The 17,871-nt window shown below is 72.8% G+C and carries 15 protein-coding genes; 10 read left to right on the plus strand and 5 right to left on the minus strand.

Features of this window, described 5'->3' with window-relative positions:
* Window positions 1-36: 36 nt before the first annotated feature.
* Entirely contained in the window at window positions 37-1,401 is a 1,365-nt protein-coding gene (locus ACFV3E_RS19665) for an LVIVD repeat-containing protein (RefSeq protein WP_500535823.1), read from the minus strand.
* Between the two features lie 199 nt (window positions 1,402-1,600).
* On the opposite strand from ACFV3E_RS19665, the gene ACFV3E_RS19670 reads away from it, so the two are divergent.
* The 3 genes from ACFV3E_RS19670 (at window position 1,601) to ACFV3E_RS19680 (ending at window position 5,217) form a co-directional block, all read left to right on the plus strand.
* Window positions 1,601-2,191, plus strand: coding sequence for a DUF305 domain-containing protein (locus tag ACFV3E_RS19670; protein ID WP_500535824.1), 591 nt, complete (start codon window positions 1,601-1,603; stop codon window positions 2,189-2,191).
* A 142-nt stretch (window positions 2,192-2,333) separates the two neighbouring features.
* Window positions 2,334-3,680 carry an FAD-dependent oxidoreductase gene (locus ACFV3E_RS19675; protein WP_500535763.1) on the plus strand — a complete coding sequence of 449 codons (1,347 nt, stop codon included), beginning with the start codon at window positions 2,334-2,336 and terminating at the stop codon, window positions 3,678-3,680.
* 124 nt (window positions 3,681-3,804) lie between these two features.
* Window positions 3,805-5,217: a nucleobase:cation symporter-2 family protein gene (locus ACFV3E_RS19680; RefSeq protein WP_500535764.1), complete on the plus strand. Its 1,413-nt coding sequence runs from the start codon at window positions 3,805-3,807 to the stop codon at window positions 5,215-5,217.
* On the opposite strand, the gene ACFV3E_RS19685 is transcribed toward ACFV3E_RS19680, so the two are convergent.
* Window positions 5,119-5,514, minus strand: a complete 396-nt coding sequence (locus ACFV3E_RS19685) for an ArsR/SmtB family transcription factor (protein ID WP_500535765.1) — start codon at window positions 5,512-5,514, stop codon at window positions 5,119-5,121. The two genes, ACFV3E_RS19680 and ACFV3E_RS19685, sit on opposite strands and share 99 nt — an antisense overlap.
* 241 nt (window positions 5,515-5,755) lie before the next feature.
* On the opposite strand from ACFV3E_RS19685, the gene ACFV3E_RS19690 reads away from it, so the two are divergent.
* The 4 genes from ACFV3E_RS19690 to ACFV3E_RS19705 all read left to right on the plus strand — a co-directional run bounded on the left by ACFV3E_RS19690 (window position 5,756) and on the right by ACFV3E_RS19705 (window position 9,417).
* Window positions 5,756-6,841 (plus strand): sialidase family protein, encoded by a 1,086-nt coding sequence (locus tag ACFV3E_RS19690; protein ID WP_500535766.1) that lies wholly within the window; start codon window positions 5,756-5,758, stop codon window positions 6,839-6,841.
* Between the two features lie 31 nt (window positions 6,842-6,872).
* On the plus strand, window positions 6,873-7,550 hold the full coding sequence (locus ACFV3E_RS19695) for a uracil-DNA glycosylase (RefSeq protein ID WP_500535767.1): 678 nt from the start codon (window positions 6,873-6,875) through the stop codon (window positions 7,548-7,550).
* 25 nt (window positions 7,551-7,575) lie between these two features.
* Window positions 7,576-8,415 (plus strand): LURP-one-related family protein, encoded by an 840-nt coding sequence (locus ACFV3E_RS19700; RefSeq protein ID WP_500535768.1) that lies wholly within the window; start codon window positions 7,576-7,578, stop codon window positions 8,413-8,415.
* Between the two features lie 126 nt (window positions 8,416-8,541).
* Window positions 8,542-9,417 (plus strand): sirohydrochlorin chelatase, encoded by an 876-nt coding sequence (locus ACFV3E_RS19705; RefSeq protein ID WP_500535769.1) that lies wholly within the window; start codon window positions 8,542-8,544, stop codon window positions 9,415-9,417.
* Between the two features lie 90 nt (window positions 9,418-9,507).
* On the opposite strand, the gene ACFV3E_RS19710 is transcribed toward ACFV3E_RS19705, so the two are convergent.
* The 3 genes from ACFV3E_RS19710 to ACFV3E_RS19720 all read right to left on the minus strand — a co-directional run bounded on the left by ACFV3E_RS19710 (window position 9,508) and on the right by ACFV3E_RS19720 (window position 13,789).
* The gene (locus ACFV3E_RS19710; protein ID WP_500535770.1) at window positions 9,508-10,545 is read right to left on the minus strand and encodes a lactonase family protein; all 1,038 of its coding nucleotides are present in this window, start codon (window positions 10,543-10,545) and stop codon (window positions 9,508-9,510) included.
* Between the two features lie 78 nt (window positions 10,546-10,623).
* Entirely contained in the window at window positions 10,624-11,889 is a 1,266-nt protein-coding gene (locus ACFV3E_RS19715) for a nitric oxide synthase oxygenase (RefSeq protein ID WP_500535825.1), read from the minus strand.
* Between the two features lie 382 nt (window positions 11,890-12,271).
* Complete coding sequence (locus ACFV3E_RS19720) at window positions 12,272-13,789, minus strand: FUSC family protein (protein WP_500535771.1); 1,518 nt, start codon at window positions 13,787-13,789, stop codon at window positions 12,272-12,274.
* Between the two features lie 369 nt (window positions 13,790-14,158).
* On the opposite strand from ACFV3E_RS19720, the gene ACFV3E_RS19725 reads away from it, so the two are divergent.
* Genes ACFV3E_RS19725 through ACFV3E_RS19735 form a run of 3 tightly spaced genes read left to right on the plus strand, consistent with a single transcriptional unit; the run spans window position 14,159 to window position 17,866 of the window.
* A complete protein-coding gene (locus ACFV3E_RS19725) occupies window positions 14,159-14,686 on the plus strand; it encodes a (2Fe-2S)-binding protein (protein WP_500363730.1) in 528 nt (175 codons plus the stop codon).
* Entirely contained in the window at window positions 14,673-15,662 is a 990-nt protein-coding gene (locus ACFV3E_RS19730; RefSeq protein WP_500535772.1) for an FAD binding domain-containing protein, read from the plus strand. Before ACFV3E_RS19725 ends, ACFV3E_RS19730 begins: the two co-directional genes overlap by 14 nt.
* Window positions 15,659-17,866 (plus strand): xanthine dehydrogenase family protein molybdopterin-binding subunit, encoded by a 2,208-nt coding sequence (locus ACFV3E_RS19735; RefSeq protein ID WP_500535773.1) that lies wholly within the window; start codon window positions 15,659-15,661, stop codon window positions 17,864-17,866. The genes ACFV3E_RS19730 and ACFV3E_RS19735 overlap by 4 nt, the downstream gene beginning before the upstream one ends.
* The last annotated feature ends 5 nt before the right edge of the window (window positions 17,867-17,871 follow it).

Raw genomic sequence — 17,871 nt, forward strand, 5'->3', positions numbered from 1 at the left:
CCTGCCGCCCGGCGGAACGCCGTTGCCCGGGACCGCTCAGCGGTAGTCGGGCTGGGTCTGGACGTTGAGCTCGGCGAGCCGGATGCCCCGGGCGCTGTCGGTGCGCTTGTCGGAGATCTTGAGGACGTCGAAGCCCTTGGCGATGTCGTTCGAGTAGATGTAGCCGTTGTAGTAGTAGGCGCTCCAGGAGCCGCCGAGGGTCAGGGTGTCGGTCGAGATGGGCCCGCGCTCGAAGTAGCCGATCTCCTTGGGACGCGCGGAGTCGGTGAAGTCCCACACGGAGACGCCGCCCTGGTACCAGGCCTGGACCATGATGTCGCGGCCCTTGGCGGGGATGAGCGACCCGTTGTGGGCGACGCAGTTCTCGGTGTCGGCCTGGTGGCGCGGGATCTTGTAGTAGTTCCGGAAGACCAGCTTGGGCTTGCCGTGCTTGCGGACGATGTCGTAGATGCCGTCGGCGCCGCGCTGCGGACCGATCGCGGTGTTGCACTCGGCGCCGCCGCCACCGCCCAGCTCGTCGGTGAAGACGACCTTGGTGCCGCGCTCGTTGAAGGTCGCCGAGTGCCAGAACGAGAAGTTGACGTTGTCCTGGACGCGGTCGAGGACCTTCGGGCGCTCGGGGTCGGAGATGTCCATCAGGATGCCGTCGCCCATGCAGGCGCCGGCCGCGAGCCCCAGCTTCGGGAACGCGGTGATGTCGTGGCAGCCGGTGGTCTCACTGACCCGGGCCTGGGTGTCGGTGGGCGGGACGCCCGGGTTGCCGCCGTCCGGGAAGAGGACCGGGAAGGCCGTCACGGCGGACTTCTCCGGGTGGCTGCGCGGGATCTTCACCACGGAGATGCCGTCGTGCGGCGGCTGGCAGTCCGGGAAGGTGGCGCTGGGCGAGTAGGAGGACACGTAGACGAACAGGTCGCGCTTGCCAGGTACGAGGGTGTGCGTGTGGGAACCGCAGGCGGTCTCCACGGCCGCGACGTAGCGCGGGTTGGCCTTGTCGCTGATGTCGAAGACCTTGACGCCCTCCCACGAGGACTTCTCGGCCGCGGACTGGCTCGTGCTCGCGCAGGAGCTGTCCGAGCGCGAGGAGTCGGTGGACAGGACCAGCAGGTTCCCGGAGACCGATATGTCGTTCTGGGATCCGGGGCACAGGACCTGGCTGACCATCTTGGGGCTGGTGGGACGGCTGATGTCCCAGATGACGAAGCCGTCGTAGTTGCCCGCGAAGGCGTATCTGCCCTGGAACGCCAGGTCGGTGTTGAACCCCCCGAGGGATTGCTTGGGTATGTTGACCAGGTGCTGAACGTTGGCGCTCGTCACGACCTCGTCGACACCCGGGATGCTCCCGTCGGCCGTGGCGGGGGCCGGAACCGCCAGTCCGAGCAGCGTGACGGCCGCGGCCGCCAGGGCCGCCAGTCGTCCGGGGCGAGCGAGGGCTGTACGTAAGCGCTTCACCGCGTCCTCCTTGTATCCGTTCGCGGTTGAACTTCATGCGGACCCCGGCAGTATGGCCCTTCTCATGTGCGCGTCAAAAGATGACAATGCACTGGTGTTTTCTTCGTATCGTGTTGCGACGCTGTCCGCGCTGGCCCTCACCGCCTCCTTAATCCTCGCCCTGACCAGCTGCGACGGGGGTTCCGGAAGCGATTCCGCGTCCGCCGCGCCCTCGGTCATCGCGCCGGGAGCGCCGGGCGAGAAGGCCACCACCCTCTCCCCGGAGGAGGCGGCGAAGGCCCTGCCCGACGACTCCCCGAACCCGGCGGACCTCACCTATGTGACGAACATGATCGCCCACCATCAGCAGGCGCTTGTCATGACCGCCCTCGCGGGCACCCGCGCCTCGGACGAGAAGGTCCGCGGACTCGCCGCGCGCATCGACGCCGCGCAGGGCCCGGAGATCGACACCATGGAGGCCTGGCTCAAGACCAACGGCGGCTCCCACGCCACCGCTCACGACCATGACCACGCCGCGATGCCCGGAATGGCCACCGCGGCGCAGCTGGCGGCGCTGCGCGCGGCGCGCGGCACGGAGTTCGACCGGCAGTTCCTCCGCCTGATGACCGCCCACCACCGCGGCGCGGTGACGATGGCCACCGACGTGCTCACGCACGGCCGCAACGTCCTGGTCGCCGAGTGGGCGAACGAGGTGATCGCCCAGCAGAGCGCCGAGATCGCCCGGATGCGCGCCATGGGCTGACATCCCGGACCGCGACACGCTCCGGCGCCCTCCCCCCGGTGGTCACTCGGTGCGATGCTGGACGTGGCCGCCCGTCCCGCCCGTTCCGGGCGGCACACGGGCCGCCGAGGTGAACCCAACCCTCGCCGAAGGGGAGGCGCCCGTGCTGCGTGTGGCAGTCGTCGGATCAGGTCCCAGCGGGGTGTACACGGCCGAGGCGCTGACCCGCCAGGAGTCGGTGCCGGACGTCGCCGTCGACGTACTCGACCGGCTCCCCTGCCCGTACGGCCTGGTCCGGTACGGGGTGGCCCCCGACCACGAGAAGATCAAGTCCCTGCAGGGCACGCTGCGGCGCGTCCTGGAGGACCCCCGGATCCGCTTCCTCGGCAATGTGACCGTCGGCGGTCCGGGGCTCCCCCCGCAAGCGCTGCTGGGGCTGTACCACGCGGTGGTGTACTGCGTCGGCGCCGCGACCGACCGCCGCCTCGGGGTGCCCGGGGAGGACCTGCCGGGCAGTTGCGCGGCCACCCACTTCGTCTCCTGGTACAGCGCCCATCCCGACGAGGCTCCCGACGGCTTCCCGCTGCACGCCCGCTCCGCGGTCGTCATCGGGGTCGGCAACGTGGCCGTCGACGTCGCCCGCATCCTGGCCCGCGGCGCCGGGGAGCTGCGGCACACCGATGTGCCCGAGGGGGTGCTCCGGGCCCTGGCGGACAGCCAGGTCACGGACGTGCACATGGTGGGGCGGCGCGGGCCCTCGCAGGCGAAGTTCACCACCAAGGAGCTGCGCGAGCTCGGCGACCTGCCCGACGCGGATGTGCTCGTCCGTCCCGGGGAGCTGGCGCTCGACCCCGCGTACGCCGATCCGCAGGGGCTCGTGCCGGTCGCCCGGCGCAATGTGGAGGTGCTGCGCGGCTGGGCCTCCCGACCCGCGGCGGGCCGGCGCCGCCGCATCCACCTGCGGTTCTTCCTGCGGCCGGTGGCGGTGCTCGGCGAGGACGGGGTGACCGGGGTGCGGTTCGAGCGGACCGTGCCGGACGGGCGGGGCGGGGTGCGCGGCACGGGCGTCCTCGAGGACATCGCCGCCGGACTGGTGCTGCGGTCGGTCGGTTACCGCGGCGTGCCCCTGGACGGGCTGCCGTTCGACGACCGGCTCGGCATCGTGCCCAACGCGGAGGGCCGGGTGCTGCGCGGCGGCGCCCCCTCCCCCGGCGAGTACGTCGCCGGCTGGATCAAGCGCGGGCCGACCGGCGTGATCGGCACCAACCGGCCCTGCGCGAAGCAGACGGCGGCGGCCCTGGTCACCGACGCACGGGAGCTGCTGGCCCGGCGCACCGCGGACGCCGATCCGCTCGATGGCCTGCGGGCACTGGGGCAGGACCCCGTGGAGTGGACCGGGTGGGAGGCCATCGAGGCCGCCGAGGCGGCGCTGGGGCGGTCGCTGGACCGCGCGACCGTGAAGATCCCCGACTGGGAAGGGCTGTTGGCGGCCGCGCGCCCCACGGGGTGAGATCCGGGGGTGAGATCCCGGGGGAAAACACCTCCGAAATCAACAAACTGTTTACGCTCACCGGGGTCCCGGGCACCACTTCGTCGTTCCACCGCTCACCCGCGCCGCGTACGAGGAGCTGCCCATGGCGACGCCGCCGCACCGTCCCGCCGTCCATCCCGTCGACGAGGTCCTGCCCGCCGTCCAGCTCGGGGCGTTCGGGCTCCAGCACGTGCTGGCGATGTACGCGGGCGCGGTCGCCGTGCCGCTCATCGTCGGCGGCGCGCTGAAGCTACCGCCCGCCGACCTCGCCTACCTGATCACGGCGGACCTGCTGGTGTGCGGCATCGCCACGCTGCTGCAGTGCGTGGGCTGGTGGCGGTTCGGCGTCCGGCTGCCCATCATGCAGGGCTGCACCTTCGCGGCGGTCGCACCCATGGTGCTGATCGGCCAGGACGGCGGACTGCCCGCGATCTACGGCGCCGTCATCGCCTCGGGAGTGGCGATGGTCCTGCTGGCGCCGGTCTTCGGGCGGCTGCTGCGGTTCTTCCCGCCGCTGGTCACCGGCACCGTGATCCTGGTCATTGGGCTCAGCCTGCTGCCGGTGGCCGGCAACTGGGCGGCGGGCGGGGTGGGTTCGGCCGACTTCGGGGCGCCGCGGAACCTCGCCCTGGCGGCCGCGGTGCTCATGGCCGTCCTGCTGGTCCAGCGCTTCGCGCCCCCTGCCCTCGCGCGCGTCGCGGTCCTGGCGGGCATCGTGCTGGGCACCCTGGCGTCCGTTCCGCTGGGCTTCACCGACTTCGGCGCGGTCGACGGCGCCGACTGGGTCGGGATCAGCACGCCGTTCCACTTCGGCACGCCCGACTTCCAGGGCGCCGCGATCGCCTCCATGCTCGTCGTGGCCCTCGTGACGATGACCGAGACGACCGGCGACATCATCGCCGTGGGCGAGCTGACCGGCCGCCACGTGGAACCACGGCGGCTCGCGGACGGCCTGCGCGCCGACGGGGTGTCGACCGTGCTCGGCGGGGTCTTCAACACCTTCCCGTACACCGCCTACGCGCAGAACGTCGGCCTCGTGGGGATGACCCGGGTGCGCAGCCGCTGGGTGGTGGCGACCGCGGGCGGCATCCTCGTGCTGCTGGGGCTGCTGCCCAAGCTGGGAGCGGTGGTCGCGGCGATCCCGGCGCCCGTGCTGGGCGGCGCGGGCCTGGTGATGTTCGGGACGGTGGCGGCGAGCGGGGTGCGGACCCTGTCCACCGTCGACTTCCACGGCAACGGCAATCTGACCGTGGTGGCGGTGTCGGTCGCGGTCGGACTGCTGCCGGTCGGCGTCCCGACGGTCTACGACGCCTTCCCCGACTGGTTCCAGACGGTGATGGACAGCGGGATCAGCGCGGGGTGCATCACCGCGATCGCGCTGAACCTGCTCTTCAACCACCTGCCCGGCGGCTCCGGTTCAGGCGCGGACGACGCCGGCGGTCCCGCCGAGCCGCCCTCCCTGCCGGTCGGCGGCGGCGAGGACGGTGTCCAGAAGCCCGGGGAAGAGCGCCTCTAGGTCCGCGCGGCGCAGCGCGTTCATCTTGGAGGTGCCCCGGTAGGTCTGGCTGATCACCCCGGCCTCGCGGAGCACCCGGAAGTGGTGGGTGCAGGTGGACTTGCTGACGGGCAACTCGACCTCGGAGCACGCCGCCTCCGTTCCCCGCGCCGCCAGCGTCCGCACCACGCGCAGGCGCATGGGGTCGGCCAACGCGTGCAGGACGGCCTCCAGGCGGATGTCCGCGCGGTCCGGGTGCTCGCACACCCTCCCGCCGGGGACGAAGGCGGCCGTGGTGAGGGGCTGCTGCGGGGTCATGCACCCATTTTACGAGAATTCTCGTAGTTCGACCGCTGCCGTACCAGCTCTCCACGGCGGGCCGGCGGTGGGGCAAATCCCCTTCGCCGCCCGGCCGTTCGCCGACGGGGGCCACCGCGCGCCGGGGCCGGCGCGGCACGCTTCGGCGGGGAGGAGGCGCGCCGCGGCCCCCGGTTGTCGGTGGGGCGGTGCAGAATCTGTGATGCAGAACACATTCCCCGTAGCTCGGAGATGGTGCGTCATGGACGACGTCGTACTCGCGATCGGCACACGCAAGGGATTGTTCCTGGGACGGCGGGGCGGCGCCGGGACGTGGGAGCTGACCGGTCCGCACTTCCCCATGCAGGCGGTGTACTCGGTGGGCATCGACACGCGCCGGGCCGTGCCCCGGCTGCTGGTCGGCGCGGACAGCTCGCACTGGGGCCCGTCGGTCTTCCGCTCCGACGACCTCGGGCGCAGCTGGGAGGAGCCCGCCAGGCCCGCGGTGCGGTTCCCCAAGGACACGGACGCCTCCCTGGAGCGCGTCTGGCAGATCCAGCCCGCCGGCGCCGGCGCCCCGGACCTGGTGTGGGCCGGCACGGAGCCGGGGGCGCTCTTCCGCTCGGACGACGGCGGGGTGACCTTCGAGTTCGTGCGGAGCCTGTGGGAGCACCCGCAGCGGGAGCTGTGGGGTGCCGGGTTCGGCGGTCAGGCGGTGCACACGGTGGTCACCGATCCGCGTGACGCCGACGTGGTGGTCGCGGCCGTCTCCTCCGGCGGGGTCTACCGCTCGGCCGACGGCGGCGCGAGCTGGGAGGCGTCCAACACCGGGATCAAGGCGGAGTTCCTGCCCGACCCGTACCCGGAGTTCGGCCAGTGCGTGCACAAGATCGACCGGGACGCCGAGGACCCGGACCGGCTGTACCTGCAGAACCACGGCGGGGTCTACCGCAGCGACGACGCCGGCGCGAGCTGGACGGAGATCGGCAAGGGCCTGCCCGCGGACTTCGGCTTCGCCGTCGCCGCCCACCCCCGCCGCGGCGGAGTCGCGTACGTCTCCCCGGTCAACGACGGCAGCGACCGCTACCAGCCGGACTACCGCTGCCGGGTCTACCGCACCGAGGACGCCGGCGCCTCGTGGACGGCCCTGTCCGCCGGGCTGCCCACGCAGGAGCACTACGGCGTGGTCCTGCGCGACGGGCTGCGCACCGACGACGCGGACCCGGTCGGCGTGTACTTCGGCAACCGCAACGGCGAGGTGTACGCCAGCGCCGACGAGGGCGACACCTGGCGGCTGGTGGCCTCGCACCTGCCCGATGTCCTGTGCGTGAGGGCGGCCGTGGTCTGAGTGTCGGTGTGAGCCACTAGAGTGACTCACCGTGGCAGCACGACCGTTGAACGAAATCGTCGAAGAAGGCTGGGCCAAGGCTCTGGAGCCGGTCGCCGGGAAGATCGCCGAAATGGGCGACTTCCTGCGCGCCGAGATCGCCGCGGGCCGCACCTACCTGCCGTCGGGGGCGAACGTGCTGCGCGCGTTCCAGCAGCCCTTCGACGACGTCCGGGTGCTGATCGTGGGCCAGGACCCGTATCCCACCCCGGGGCACGCCGTCGGGCTGTCGTTCTCGGTGGCCCCGGAGGTGCGGCCGCTGCCCGGCAGCCTGCTGAACATCTACCGGGAGCTGAACACCGACCTCGGTCTGCCCCAGCCCTCCAACGGCGACCTGACCCCCTGGACCCGGCAGGGCGTCCTGCTGCTCAACAGGGCGCTCACCACCACGCCGGGCAAGCCCGGAGGTCACCGCGGCAAGGGCTGGGAGGCGGTCACCGAGCAGGCCATCCGCGCGCTCGCCGCGCGCGGCAAGCCCTTGGTGTCCATCCTGTGGGGCTCCGACGCGCGCAAGCTGCGACCGTTGCTGGGGAACCTGCCGGCCGTGGAGTCCGCCCACCCCTCCCCGATGTCGGCCGACCGCGGCTTCTTCGGCTCGCGTCCGTTCAGCCGGGCCAACGACCTCTTGGTTCGGCAGGGCACGGATCCGGTGGACTGGCAGCTGCCCTGACGGAGGCAGCCGTTAGTCTGCCCGGGTGACGACGCATTCGAACACCCCGGCGGGCTGGTACCCGGACCCGCACGGCACGCAGAACCTGCTGCGCTACTGGGACGGGTCCCAGTGGACGGAGCACACCCACGCGGGCGGCGTGCAGGTCCCGCCGCAGCCCAAGGACAACCCCTGGGAGCTGGGCGTCGACGGCGGTCCCGACCCGTCGCGCATCCGGCGCCAGGTGCAGCAGCAGGCCGGCGTGGCCCCCACCGGCCCGGGTGGGGGCACGCTCTTCAGCGAGCCCGTCCTGGTGGTCAATCAGAAGGCCAAGCTCATCGAGCTGAGCAACGAGTACAGCGTCTTCGACCAGCAGGGGCGCCAGCTCGGCTCGGTGCTCCAGGTCGGACAGAGCGCCGCGCGGAAGGTGCTGCGCTTCGTCGCGAGCGTCGACCAGTTCATGTCGGTGCGCCTGGAGGTGCGCGACGCCCACGGGCAGCCGCAGCTGCTGCTGACCCGGCCCGCGAAGTTCATCAAGTCCAAGGTGATCGTGCAGCGCGCCGACGGCATGACGCTCGGCGAGATCGTACAGCAGAACGCCATCGGGAAGATCAACTTCTCCTTCGAGGTCAACGGCCAGAAGATCGGCGCGATCAAGGCCGAGAACTGGCGTGCCTGGAACTTCTCCATCGTCGACCACACCGACACCGAGGTCGCCCGGATCACCAAGACGTGGGAGGGCCTGGCGAAGACGATGTTCACCACGGCCGACAACTACGTGCTGCAGATCCACCGGCAGCTGCCGGACCCCCTGCTGAGCATGGTCGTCGCCTCCGCGCTCACCGTGGACACCGCCCTCAAGCAGGACTCGCGCGGACTCGGCTGATCACGGCGCGCATACGGTGCCGGGGTGCGCGGACCCGGCACCGTATCGGGACAGAACCGGACAGGTAACCCCTGCGATGGACCCGCCCGAACAACAGAGCGCGCAAAGGCACTAGCATGCCTCGCCATGAGCACTGCCGAAGGGCCCGCACCCGGCCTGCCCGTTCGAATGCCCCGCCCCCGCCAGCCCGGGCGGCACCGGCGCCCGGAGCCGCTGACCACGCCCGAGGGCGCCCCCGCGCTGGTCCTCGCCGTGCCCGGCACCCCGTCCTCCGCGATACGCAGTCTCGCGGAGGAGATCGTCAGCATCGCCCGCATCGAGCTCTCCGGTCTCGACCCGCGCATCGGCTACGTCGACGGCGACGGCGAGGAGTACCCGACGCTCGAGTCCGCGGTGGCCCAGGCCGCCGCCGAGCGCGGCGACCAGGCCCCCGCGGCCGTCGTGGTCCCGCTGCTGGCCGGTCCCGAGCCGTCGGTGATGCGCCGGATCCGCCAGGCCGTCGCGGACAGCCGCTCCCCGGCCGAGGTGACCGACGTGCTCGGCCCTCACCCGCTGCTGGCGGAGGCGCTGCACGTGCGCCTCTCCGAGGCCGGCCTGGCCCGCGCCGACCGCGCCCGCCTGTTCACGGTGGCCACGGCCGCCGACGGCATCATCCTGGCCACCGTGGGTGGCGAGGAGGCCGTCCAGGCGGCGGGTGTGACGGGTCTGCTGCTGGCCGCACGTCTCGCGGTGCCGGTGCTGGCCGCCGCGCTGGACATCGAGGGCTCGGTCGCCCAGGTCGCCGAGCAGCTGCGCTCGTCCGGCTCGACGACCCTGGCGCTCGCGCCGTACGTGGTCGGTCCCGAGGTCGCCCCCGAGGTGCTGCACGACGCCGCCAAGGAGGCCGACTGCTCCGCGGCCGACGCGTTGGGTCCCTACCCCACCATCGGCAAGCTGGTCGTCTCCACGTACACCACGGCCCTGGGCATCGCCCAGTCGTCGCAGGGTGCTCCGCTGGGCTGAACCCGCGGGCCGTCGACGACAACGGCGTGGTGGTCCGCACCGGATCCGGGGGCGGACCACCACGCCGTTGCGCGTACGGGGAAGCCGCCGTCAGCCGAAGACCACGCAGGAGGCGGCCGGGACGGCCACCGAGCCGGCCGGCTTGGGTGTGCCGGTGACCGGGTCCACGTCGAACCAGCTGACGTCGCCGGAGCGCTCGTTGGCCGCGTAGAGCCGCTTCCCTGAGGGGTCGAGGGTCAGGTGGCGCGGCCAGTCGCCTCCGCAGTCCACCGTCTCCAGCAGTTCCAGCCGGTCACCGCTGTCGTCGACGGACAGCACCGCGATGCTGTTGTGCCCTCGGTTGGCGGCCCAGGCGAACCGCCCGTCGGGCGAGACGACCAGCTCGGAGGGGTAGTTCGGGCCGGCGGCGTCCGCGGGCAGCACGGAGACCTCGGCGACGGGCTTCAGACGGCCCACCTGCGCGTCCCAGTGACAGACCGTCACCACGGACTCCAGCTCGTTCATGACGTAGGCGCGGTCGCCGCGCGGGTGGAAGGTGAGGTGCCGCGGTCCGGTGCCGGAGCGCAGGCCCATCTCGCGTTCCACCTCCAGCTCCCCGCTGTCCGCGTCGAGTTCGCAGACGCGCACGGAGTCCGTGCCGAGGTCCACGCTGAGCACCCAGCGCCCGGAGGGGTCGGGCAGCACCATGTGGGCGTGCGGGCCCTCCTGCCGCTCCGGGTCGGGGCCGTCGCCCTCGTGCTCCAGGACGTGGCGCGGCCCGCCGAGCGCGCCGCGGTCGTCGACCGGCAGCACGCTGACGGTGCCGGAGGCGTAGTTGGCGGTGAGCAGGTGTCCCCGGTGCAGGCACAGATGGGTGGGCGCGCCGCCGCCCACCGGCACCGTGGCGCCCAGCAGTTCGGGGCGGGCGGGGTCGCCCAGCGAGAACACGGCCGCGCCGCCGGCCTCGGCGTGCTCACTGACGGCGTAGAGCAGGCCGCTGTCCTCGGAGAGCACCAGGAAGGAGGGGTCCTCCACCGCGGAGTCGGCGCGCAGCACCGTCAGCGCTCCCGAATCGGGGTCGACGGCGGCGGTGGTCAGCCCTTTGCCGCCCGCCGAGGTGAACGACCCGATGTAAACGTGCCCGGCCACTGCCGTACCTCTTCCGCTGATTGTCTGTACGGCGGCTGAGAGTAACGCAGTGGCCGGAAACCGATCCCGTTGCCCCCGTCACACCAGCGTCTCTCCGCGGGCGAGGGCGAGCGACTCGGGGTGGTGGACGTAGGCGGGGGTCAGGTCGCCGGTGTCGTAGTAGCGGTGGAAGACGCCGGTGGCCGAGCCGGAGATGGGCGGCACGATCCACGACCAGTCGGCGGGCACGGGGCGGTCCTTGCGCTCCTCCCGTTCGATGTGGGCGAGGAAGCGCCGGGATTCGGTGTGGTGGTCGGTGATGGTGACGCCGACGCGGTCGAAGGAGTGCAGCACGGCCCGGTTGAGCTCGACCAGGGCCCGGTCGCGCCAGAGCGAGCGGTCGCTGCCGGTGTCCAGGCCGAGGCGGTCGGCGAAGCGCGGCAGGAGGTCGTAGCGGTCGGTGTCGGCGAAGTTGCGGGCGCCTATCTCGGTGCCCATGTACCAGCCGTTGAAGGGCGCGGCCGGGTAGCAGACGCCGCCGATCTCCAGGCACATGGAGGAGATCGCCGGGACGGCGTGCCAGCGCAGGCCCCACTCCGCGAGCCAGTCGAACTCCGGGTGCACGATCGGCACCTCCAGGACCGCGTCGGCCGGCAGCGGGAAGTGGCGCGGCGGTTCGGCTCCGCCCTGCACGACCAGCGGCAGGACGTCGAAGGGCGTGCCGGGACCGCCGGACCAGCCGAGCCGCCGGGCCACCTCGGTGATGCCGGTGTTGCCGGGATCGCCGAGCACGGCGCCGTCGGGCCGGAGGTAGCCGGCGTAGCGGATGAGCTGGTCGTTCCAGATCCTCGGGCCGGGGCGGTCCGGGGTGTCCGGGGCGAAGACGGTGATGACCGGGCGGATCCGCCCGCCGTTGGTCGCGACCCTCAGGTGGGCGGCGGCCTCCAGGGCCACCCCGCGCGCGGTGGCGACGTGGCGGCGGTCGCGGACCTGCAGGGAGTTCCAGTACAGGCGCCCTATGCAGCGGTTGCTGTTGCGCCAGGCGACGCGCGCGCCGAAGACGAGCTCCTCGTGGGTGTGCCGGTAGGTGCCCGTCGCGTCGATCTCGGCGAGCACCGCGGCGAGCCGCTGCTGCGGGTCGCCGGCGGCTCCGGGCAGCTCGTGGTGGTACTGCCGCAGGAAGTCCGTGGCCAGCGCGCGGACGTCCACGTCCTTGTGCGCGACGGCCGGAGCGGCGCCCTGACCGGCCGCGCCGTCGACGGGGCAGGCGGCCGCGGCGTCCTCGGGACGCCGCGCCTCGGCGTCCTCTTCCGCCGCCTGCGGGTGTCCCGCCGGGCACCCGGCCAGCGGCTCCGGGCCGTCCATCCGCGCGTGCTCCGCCGCGGGCGGCACGCGGCCCGGCCCGGTACGCCGTTCGTTCTTCCCCCCGGTACGGCGCAGAAATCTCAGCACGCCTGGCACCCCCAAGACCGCCCTGTGCGAACCGTTTGCCGCACGGTCCGCGGATACGGCACGAGACTGGATTCGGTCTCACCGCTTGTCCGGAGTCAGTCATCCTGGCACGCCGCGCCGAACAGGGCTCAGAATCAGGTGAATTGACACATCACGACGCAGGTTGGACGCAATCCGGTCACGTGGCGACCGTGACCGGTCCCGATCCGCCCGGGGGCGCACACGAACCCGGCACGCACGCCCGGCGCCGCCGATGGGCCTCCGCGCGGCAGGGGCGCGCCCCTGCCGCGCGTGCTCAGACGGGCTCCCCGGCCCGCGTGGGACGCGCGGGGGCGCCGAGGGGGGCCGCCAGGCCGGTGAGGGCCGTCTCGAGGCTGCGCAGGTGCTCCAGGGCCCGGTCGGCGTGCGGGTGCGGGCCCGCGGCCTCCCCGGTGGCCGTTCCGGGCGCCGGGGTGCCGCTCCCGGCCGTGCCCGGGGGCACCAGGCGCCGGACGGCGATCTCGACCCGGTGGCAGGCCGCCGTGAGGCGCTCGTCGTGGCAGGCGTACGGGTCGGCCACGACCTCCGCGAGGCCGCGGACCTGACGGGCGCACTCGTCGAGCAGGGCGAGGACGGTACGGGCCCGGGCCTTGCGGTGCCGCATCGGGCTGAGCGGGTGCACCAGCGGGGCGACGGCGGCCCGCACCCGTTCCAGGAGCACGTCGAGCTCCGCCGCGTGGCGGGCCAGGTCGTCGGCCGGGCCGCCGGCGAGGTGACGGGCGGCCTCGCCGGTGAAGTCGTGGACCGCGTGCAGCGCGCGGCGGATCCAGGCGTCGGTCGCCGCGTGCGTGGTCACCGGCAGCACCACGAGGACCGCGACGGCCGCGCCCAGGGCGCCGACGGCGGTCTCCCCCAGCCGCAGCGCCAGCAGCCCGGGGTGGAGGATGCCGAGCAGGCCGTAGAGCAGTCCCGCCATCACCGTCACGAAGAACATCATCCAGCTGTACGAGACCGGGGCGGTGTAGAAGATCCCGAAGACGCAGACGGCGACCAGCGCGGCGGTCGGCGCGGGCGCCCCGTGCAGCGGCAGCGCCACCGCGAACCCGGCAACGATGCCGGTGACGGTGCCCAGGACGCGGCGGAAGCCCCGCACGAGGGTCTCGCCCCGCGAGGCGGTGTTCACGAAGATCCACCAGGCGGTGCCGACCGCCCAGTACCAGCGGTCCTCGGACAGCGTCTGGCCCACCGCCACCGCGATCCCGCCCGCGAGCACCGCCTGGAACGCCTGCCGGGTCGTCGGGCGGCGCAGCCCCCGGGGCTGGGGCAGGACGACGGCGGGCGCCGGAACGGCCCCCCGCTCGTAGCACCACAGGCCGAAGCGGACGAGGGCGGCGCAGCCCAGCCCGAGGCCCACGGCCCCGTACAGCTCCGGCAGCAGTCCCGGCCCGGCCCGGAGGAACTGGGCGATGAAGAACATCATGAACGCGAAGACGCCCAGCGCGTGGCCGCGCGCCCCCCAGCGGCGGGCGTAGACCCCGGCGAAGACCACCGCGAGGAAGGCCGCGTCCCGCGCGCCCGGGTACGGATGCAGCCAGGCGGCCAGCGCGAGGACGGGGAAGCCCACCACGGGCATCAGCGCGGTCGTCACGGCCTGCCGGGCCGGTCCGGGGTCGGCGACGACGAACAGCGCCAGCAGCGCGGCCAGCCCGCCGACCACGACGGCGGGCAGCGGCAGCCCGGCCGCCGCCACGGCGGCGACCGCCCCCGCGATGCCCAGCACCGCGCGCGAGGCGCCGCGCAGCCGCGCGCGCCCCGGGTCCGGTGCGATGAACATGCGCCTCACCACGTGCCCGCCCTGCCCCCTCGTTCGTGCCGCGGTGCGTGTCCGCGCATGGAAAAGGCGCTGCGGGGACTGGTGCCTCCCGCAACGCCATCGTCGCGTCCAGGAAAACATCCTCAGGGCCCTTGGCTCAACCGAGCCCCGTTCCACTGGGCCATTGGCCCGGCCGCCGATCGCGCGGCCAGGGCGGGGCCGGACCACTGGCCCATGCCGAAACACCCATTCGGCGTATATTAAGGAGAAAGGCGGACGTATTGACGCGAAAAGTCGATCCCGCCTTTTAACGGCGCCTGACGAACCAACTCACCGGATCCGCCCCAGGAGGGGCTCGAGTCGTACCCGACCCGTCCGGAGGAGGACGCGATGAGGGACGTGGCGAGCGAGCGGGACGTGGACCGTCCCGGAACCATCGAGCGGGTCGTGACACTCGACGTCAACGGCCGGTCGTACACCCTTCGCCTGGACACCCGGGTCACGCTGCTGGACGCGCTGCGCGACCGGCTGGGCCTGACGGGCACGAAGAAGGGCTGTGACCAGGGAGCCTGCGGCGCGTGCACGGTCCATCTCGACGGCAGGAGAGTGCTGGCCTGCCTGACACTGGCCGCCCAGGCCGAGGGCCGGGCGATCACCACCATCGAGGGTGTCGGCGGCGCGGACGGACCGCACCCGGTGCAGCGGGCCTTCATGGACCACGACGGATTCCAGTGCGGCTTCTGCACCCCCGGCCAGATCATGTCCGCTGTGGCGCTGATGGCCGAGGGCCGGACCGGCTCCGACGAGGAGATCCGGGAGTTCATGAGCGGCAACCTGTGCCGCTGCGGCGCCTATCCCAACATCGTGGCCGCGATCCGCGAGGCGGCGTCCGGGGGAGGTTACGATGCGCACCTTTGAGTACGTGCGGGCGACCGACACCCAGGAGGTCGTGCGGCTGCTGGCGGAGGACCCGTCGGCGTCCTGCCTCGCGGGCGGCACGACCCAGCTGGACCTGATGAAGGACGGGGTCCTGGAGCCGCCGACGCTGATCGACATCACCCGGCTCCCGCTGCACGGCATCGAGCGGCGCGGCGAGTCGCTCCACGTCGGGGCGCTGGCCACGATGGAGGAGCTGGCCGCCGATGCCACGGTCGCCGAGCGGCTGCCCGTGGTGCGCGAGGCCCTCCTGATGGGCGCCTCGGTGCAATTGCGGAACATGGCCACCATCGGCGGCAACCTGCTGCAGCGCACCCGCTGCCGCTACTTCCGCGACCCCATGGTGCTCGAGTGCAACAAGCGCGCACCGGGCACGGGCTGCGCGGCCGTGCAGGGCGCGGCCAGGATGCACGCGGTGCTCGGCGTGAACGAGAACTGCATCGCGCTGCACGCCTCCGACCTCGCCGTCGCCCTGGTGGCGCTCGACGCGGTCGTGCACGTCCAGGGGCTGTCGGGCCGGCGCAGCGTCCCCCTCTCGGAGTTCTACGTCACGGCCGACGAGAGTCCCGAACGGGAGAACGTCCTGGAGCACGCCGAGCTGATCACCGAGGTCGAGATCCCGCTCCCGCCGCCGTCCGCCCGCTCGGGTTACCTCAAGGTCCGCGACCGGATGTCGTACGAGTTCGCCCTGACCTCGGCCGCGGTGGTGCTCGTCGTGGAGGACGGCACGATCCGTCAGGCCCGGGTCGGGCTGGGCGGGGTGGGCTCGAAACCCTGGCGGGCCTACGAGGCCGAGCACGTGCTGACGGGCGCTCCGGCCACGTCGGCCACCTTCCTGGACGCGTCCGAGGCGACGATGCGCGACGCCTGGACCGTGCCCGGCACGGCGTTCAAGGTGCCGTTGGCCCGCCGGACCCTCGTCCGCGAGCTGCAGACAGTGTCAGGGGTGACGGCATGAGCACGGTCGAGAGCAGGCCGTTGGTCGGTGCGGGCGTCAACCGGGTCGACGGACCGCGCAAGGTCACCGGCGCCGCGCCCTACCCGATGGACTTCAACGTCCACGGCCAGGCCTACGGCGCCCTGGTGCAGAGCACCATCGCCGCGGGCCGGATCGTCCGCATGGACACCGAGGAGGCCGAACGCTCCCCCGGTGTGATCGCGGTGCTCACCCACGAGAACGCCCCGCAGGTCGGCCCCGGCCCCACCACGGTGCTCGGGCAGGCGCCGCCCGCCCCGCTGCGCAACGACCGGATCATGCACCACGGGCAGCACATCGCCTTCGTGGTGGCCGAGACGCCGGAGCAGGCCGCCGCCGCGGCGCGGCTGGTGCACGCCGAGTACGAGGCCGGCGAGCCGCTGCTGGACCTGCAGGACCCGAGGGCGCAGCATGTGGTCGACCCGTGGAAGATGGACCACTCGCGCGGCGACGTGGCCGCCGCCCTGGAGGCCGCCGACGTCATCGTGCGCGGCACCTACCTCACGGCGGACAACACCAACAACCCGCTCGGGCTGTTCGCCACGCTGGCCGTGTGGGAGGAGGACACCCTCACCGTCCACGACACCAGCCAGTGGCCGTCGATGGTGCGCACCACCTTGTCCATGGTCTTCGGCATCCCCGAGAGTTCGGTGCGGGTGCTGGTGCCCTACGTCGGCGGCGGCTTCGGCGCCGGGCTGCGGGCGTGGCCGCACGTGATCCTCACCGCCATGGCCGCCCGGTCGACCAAGCGTCCGGTCAAGCTCGTGCTGACCCGGCCGCAGATGTTCACCTCCGTCGGGCACCGTCCCAGCGGTGTGCAGTGGCTCAGCATGGGCGCCACGCGCGACGGTGAACTGGTCGCCCTCGACCACCGCAGCCTCAGCTCGCTGAGCATGGAGGACAACGACTTCGAGCCGTTCTCCCACGGGACCTCGTTCGCCTACCGGTGCCCGAACGTGATCACCCGGGACCAGCAGGCCAAGCTCAACATCGCCGTACCGACGTCGATGCGCGCCCCGGCCGAGGCGCAGGGCTGCTTCGCGCTGGAGTCGGCCCTCGACGAACTGGCGTACACCCTGCGCATCGACCCGCTGGAGCTGCGGATCCGCAACCACACCGAGGTCGACCCGCGCAACGGGCTGCCCTGGTCCGGGAAGGCGATCCTGGAGTGCTACGAGGCCGGCGCGCGGCGCTTCGGCTGGGCCGACCGGAACCCGGAGCCGCGGTCCATGCGCGACGGCAACTGGCTCGTCGGCTACGGCATGGCGAGCGCGATGTTCCCGTACTTCGCGACGCCCTGCATGGCCGAGGCGACCGTCAACCGCGACGGCAGCGCGTTCGTGCGCAGCGCGGCGACCGACATCGGCACCGGCACGTACACCGTGATGGCGCAGCTGTCCGCCGAGGAACTGGGCCTGCCCCTGGAGAGGGTCCGTTTCGACCTCGGCGACTCCGACATGCCCGACTCGATGATGGCGGGCGGCTCCGGTCTGACCGGCGCGCTCGGCAACGCCGTTCACGACGCCTGCCGCAAACTCGTGGGCCTGTTCGCGGACCTCACGCGCGGGGACGCCGACTCCCCGCTGCTGGGCGCCTCCCCCGAGGACGTCGAGGCCTCCGGCGGCCGGGTGCACCTGGTGGGTCGCCCGGACCGCGGGGAGTCCTACGCGGACATCCTCTCCCGGCACGGGCTGCCCCAGCTGACGGCGACCGGGAGCAGCACACCTCCGGACCCGGCCGCCATCGGCATGTCCATGGCCGGGGCCTACGGCGCGAAGTTCGTGGAGGTACGCGTCGACGCCGACCTCGGCCTCGTCCGGGTCGCCCGGGTGGTGTCCGCGATCGACGGCGGCCGCATCCTCAACGAGAAGACCGCCAGGAGCCAGATCATCGGCGGTACGGTCGGCGGGATCGGCATGGCCCTGTTCGAGGACACGGTCACCGACCCGCGCACCGGCCGCATCGCCAACGGGAACTTCACCGACTACCTCGTCGCCGTGAACGCCGACATCCCGGAGCTGGACGTGGTCTTCGTCGGTGAGCCCGACCGCGGCACACCGACCGGCACCAAGGGCGTCGGCGAGGTCGGCCTGGTCGGCATCGCACCCGCCATCGCCAACGCGGTCTACCACGCCACCGGAAAGCGCATCCGCGAACTGCCGATCACCATCGACGCCCTCCTCTGAGCGGC

Source organism: Streptomyces sp. NPDC059718 (assembly GCF_042733315.1).
Classification (GTDB): domain Bacteria; phylum Actinomycetota; class Actinomycetes; order Streptomycetales; family Streptomycetaceae; genus Actinacidiphila.

Coding starts and splice junctions, on each gene's coding strand:
- ACFV3E_RS19680 (WP_500535764.1), top strand. CDS start 3,805: ATGGCGACGCCGCCGCACCGTCCCGCCGTCCATCCCGTCGACGAGGTC.
- ACFV3E_RS19685 (WP_500535765.1), bottom strand. CDS start 5,514: ATGACCCCGCAGCAGCCCCTCACCACGGCCGCCTTCGTCCCCGGCGGG.
- ACFV3E_RS19690 (WP_500535766.1), top strand. CDS start 5,756: ATGGACGACGTCGTACTCGCGATCGGCACACGCAAGGGATTGTTCCTG.
- ACFV3E_RS19705 (WP_500535769.1), top strand. CDS start 8,542: ATGAGCACTGCCGAAGGGCCCGCACCCGGCCTGCCCGTTCGAATGCCC.
- ACFV3E_RS19715 (WP_500535825.1), bottom strand. CDS start 11,889: ATGGACGGCCCGGAGCCGCTGGCCGGGTGCCCGGCGGGACACCCGCAG.
- ACFV3E_RS19720 (WP_500535771.1), bottom strand. CDS start 13,789: ATGTTCATCGCACCGGACCCGGGGCGCGCGCGGCTGCGCGGCGCCTCG.
- ACFV3E_RS19725 (WP_500363730.1), top strand. CDS start 14,159: ATGAGGGACGTGGCGAGCGAGCGGGACGTGGACCGTCCCGGAACCATC.
- ACFV3E_RS19730 (WP_500535772.1), top strand. CDS start 14,673: ATGCGCACCTTTGAGTACGTGCGGGCGACCGACACCCAGGAGGTCGTG.
- ACFV3E_RS19735 (WP_500535773.1), top strand. CDS start 15,659: ATGAGCACGGTCGAGAGCAGGCCGTTGGTCGGTGCGGGCGTCAACCGG.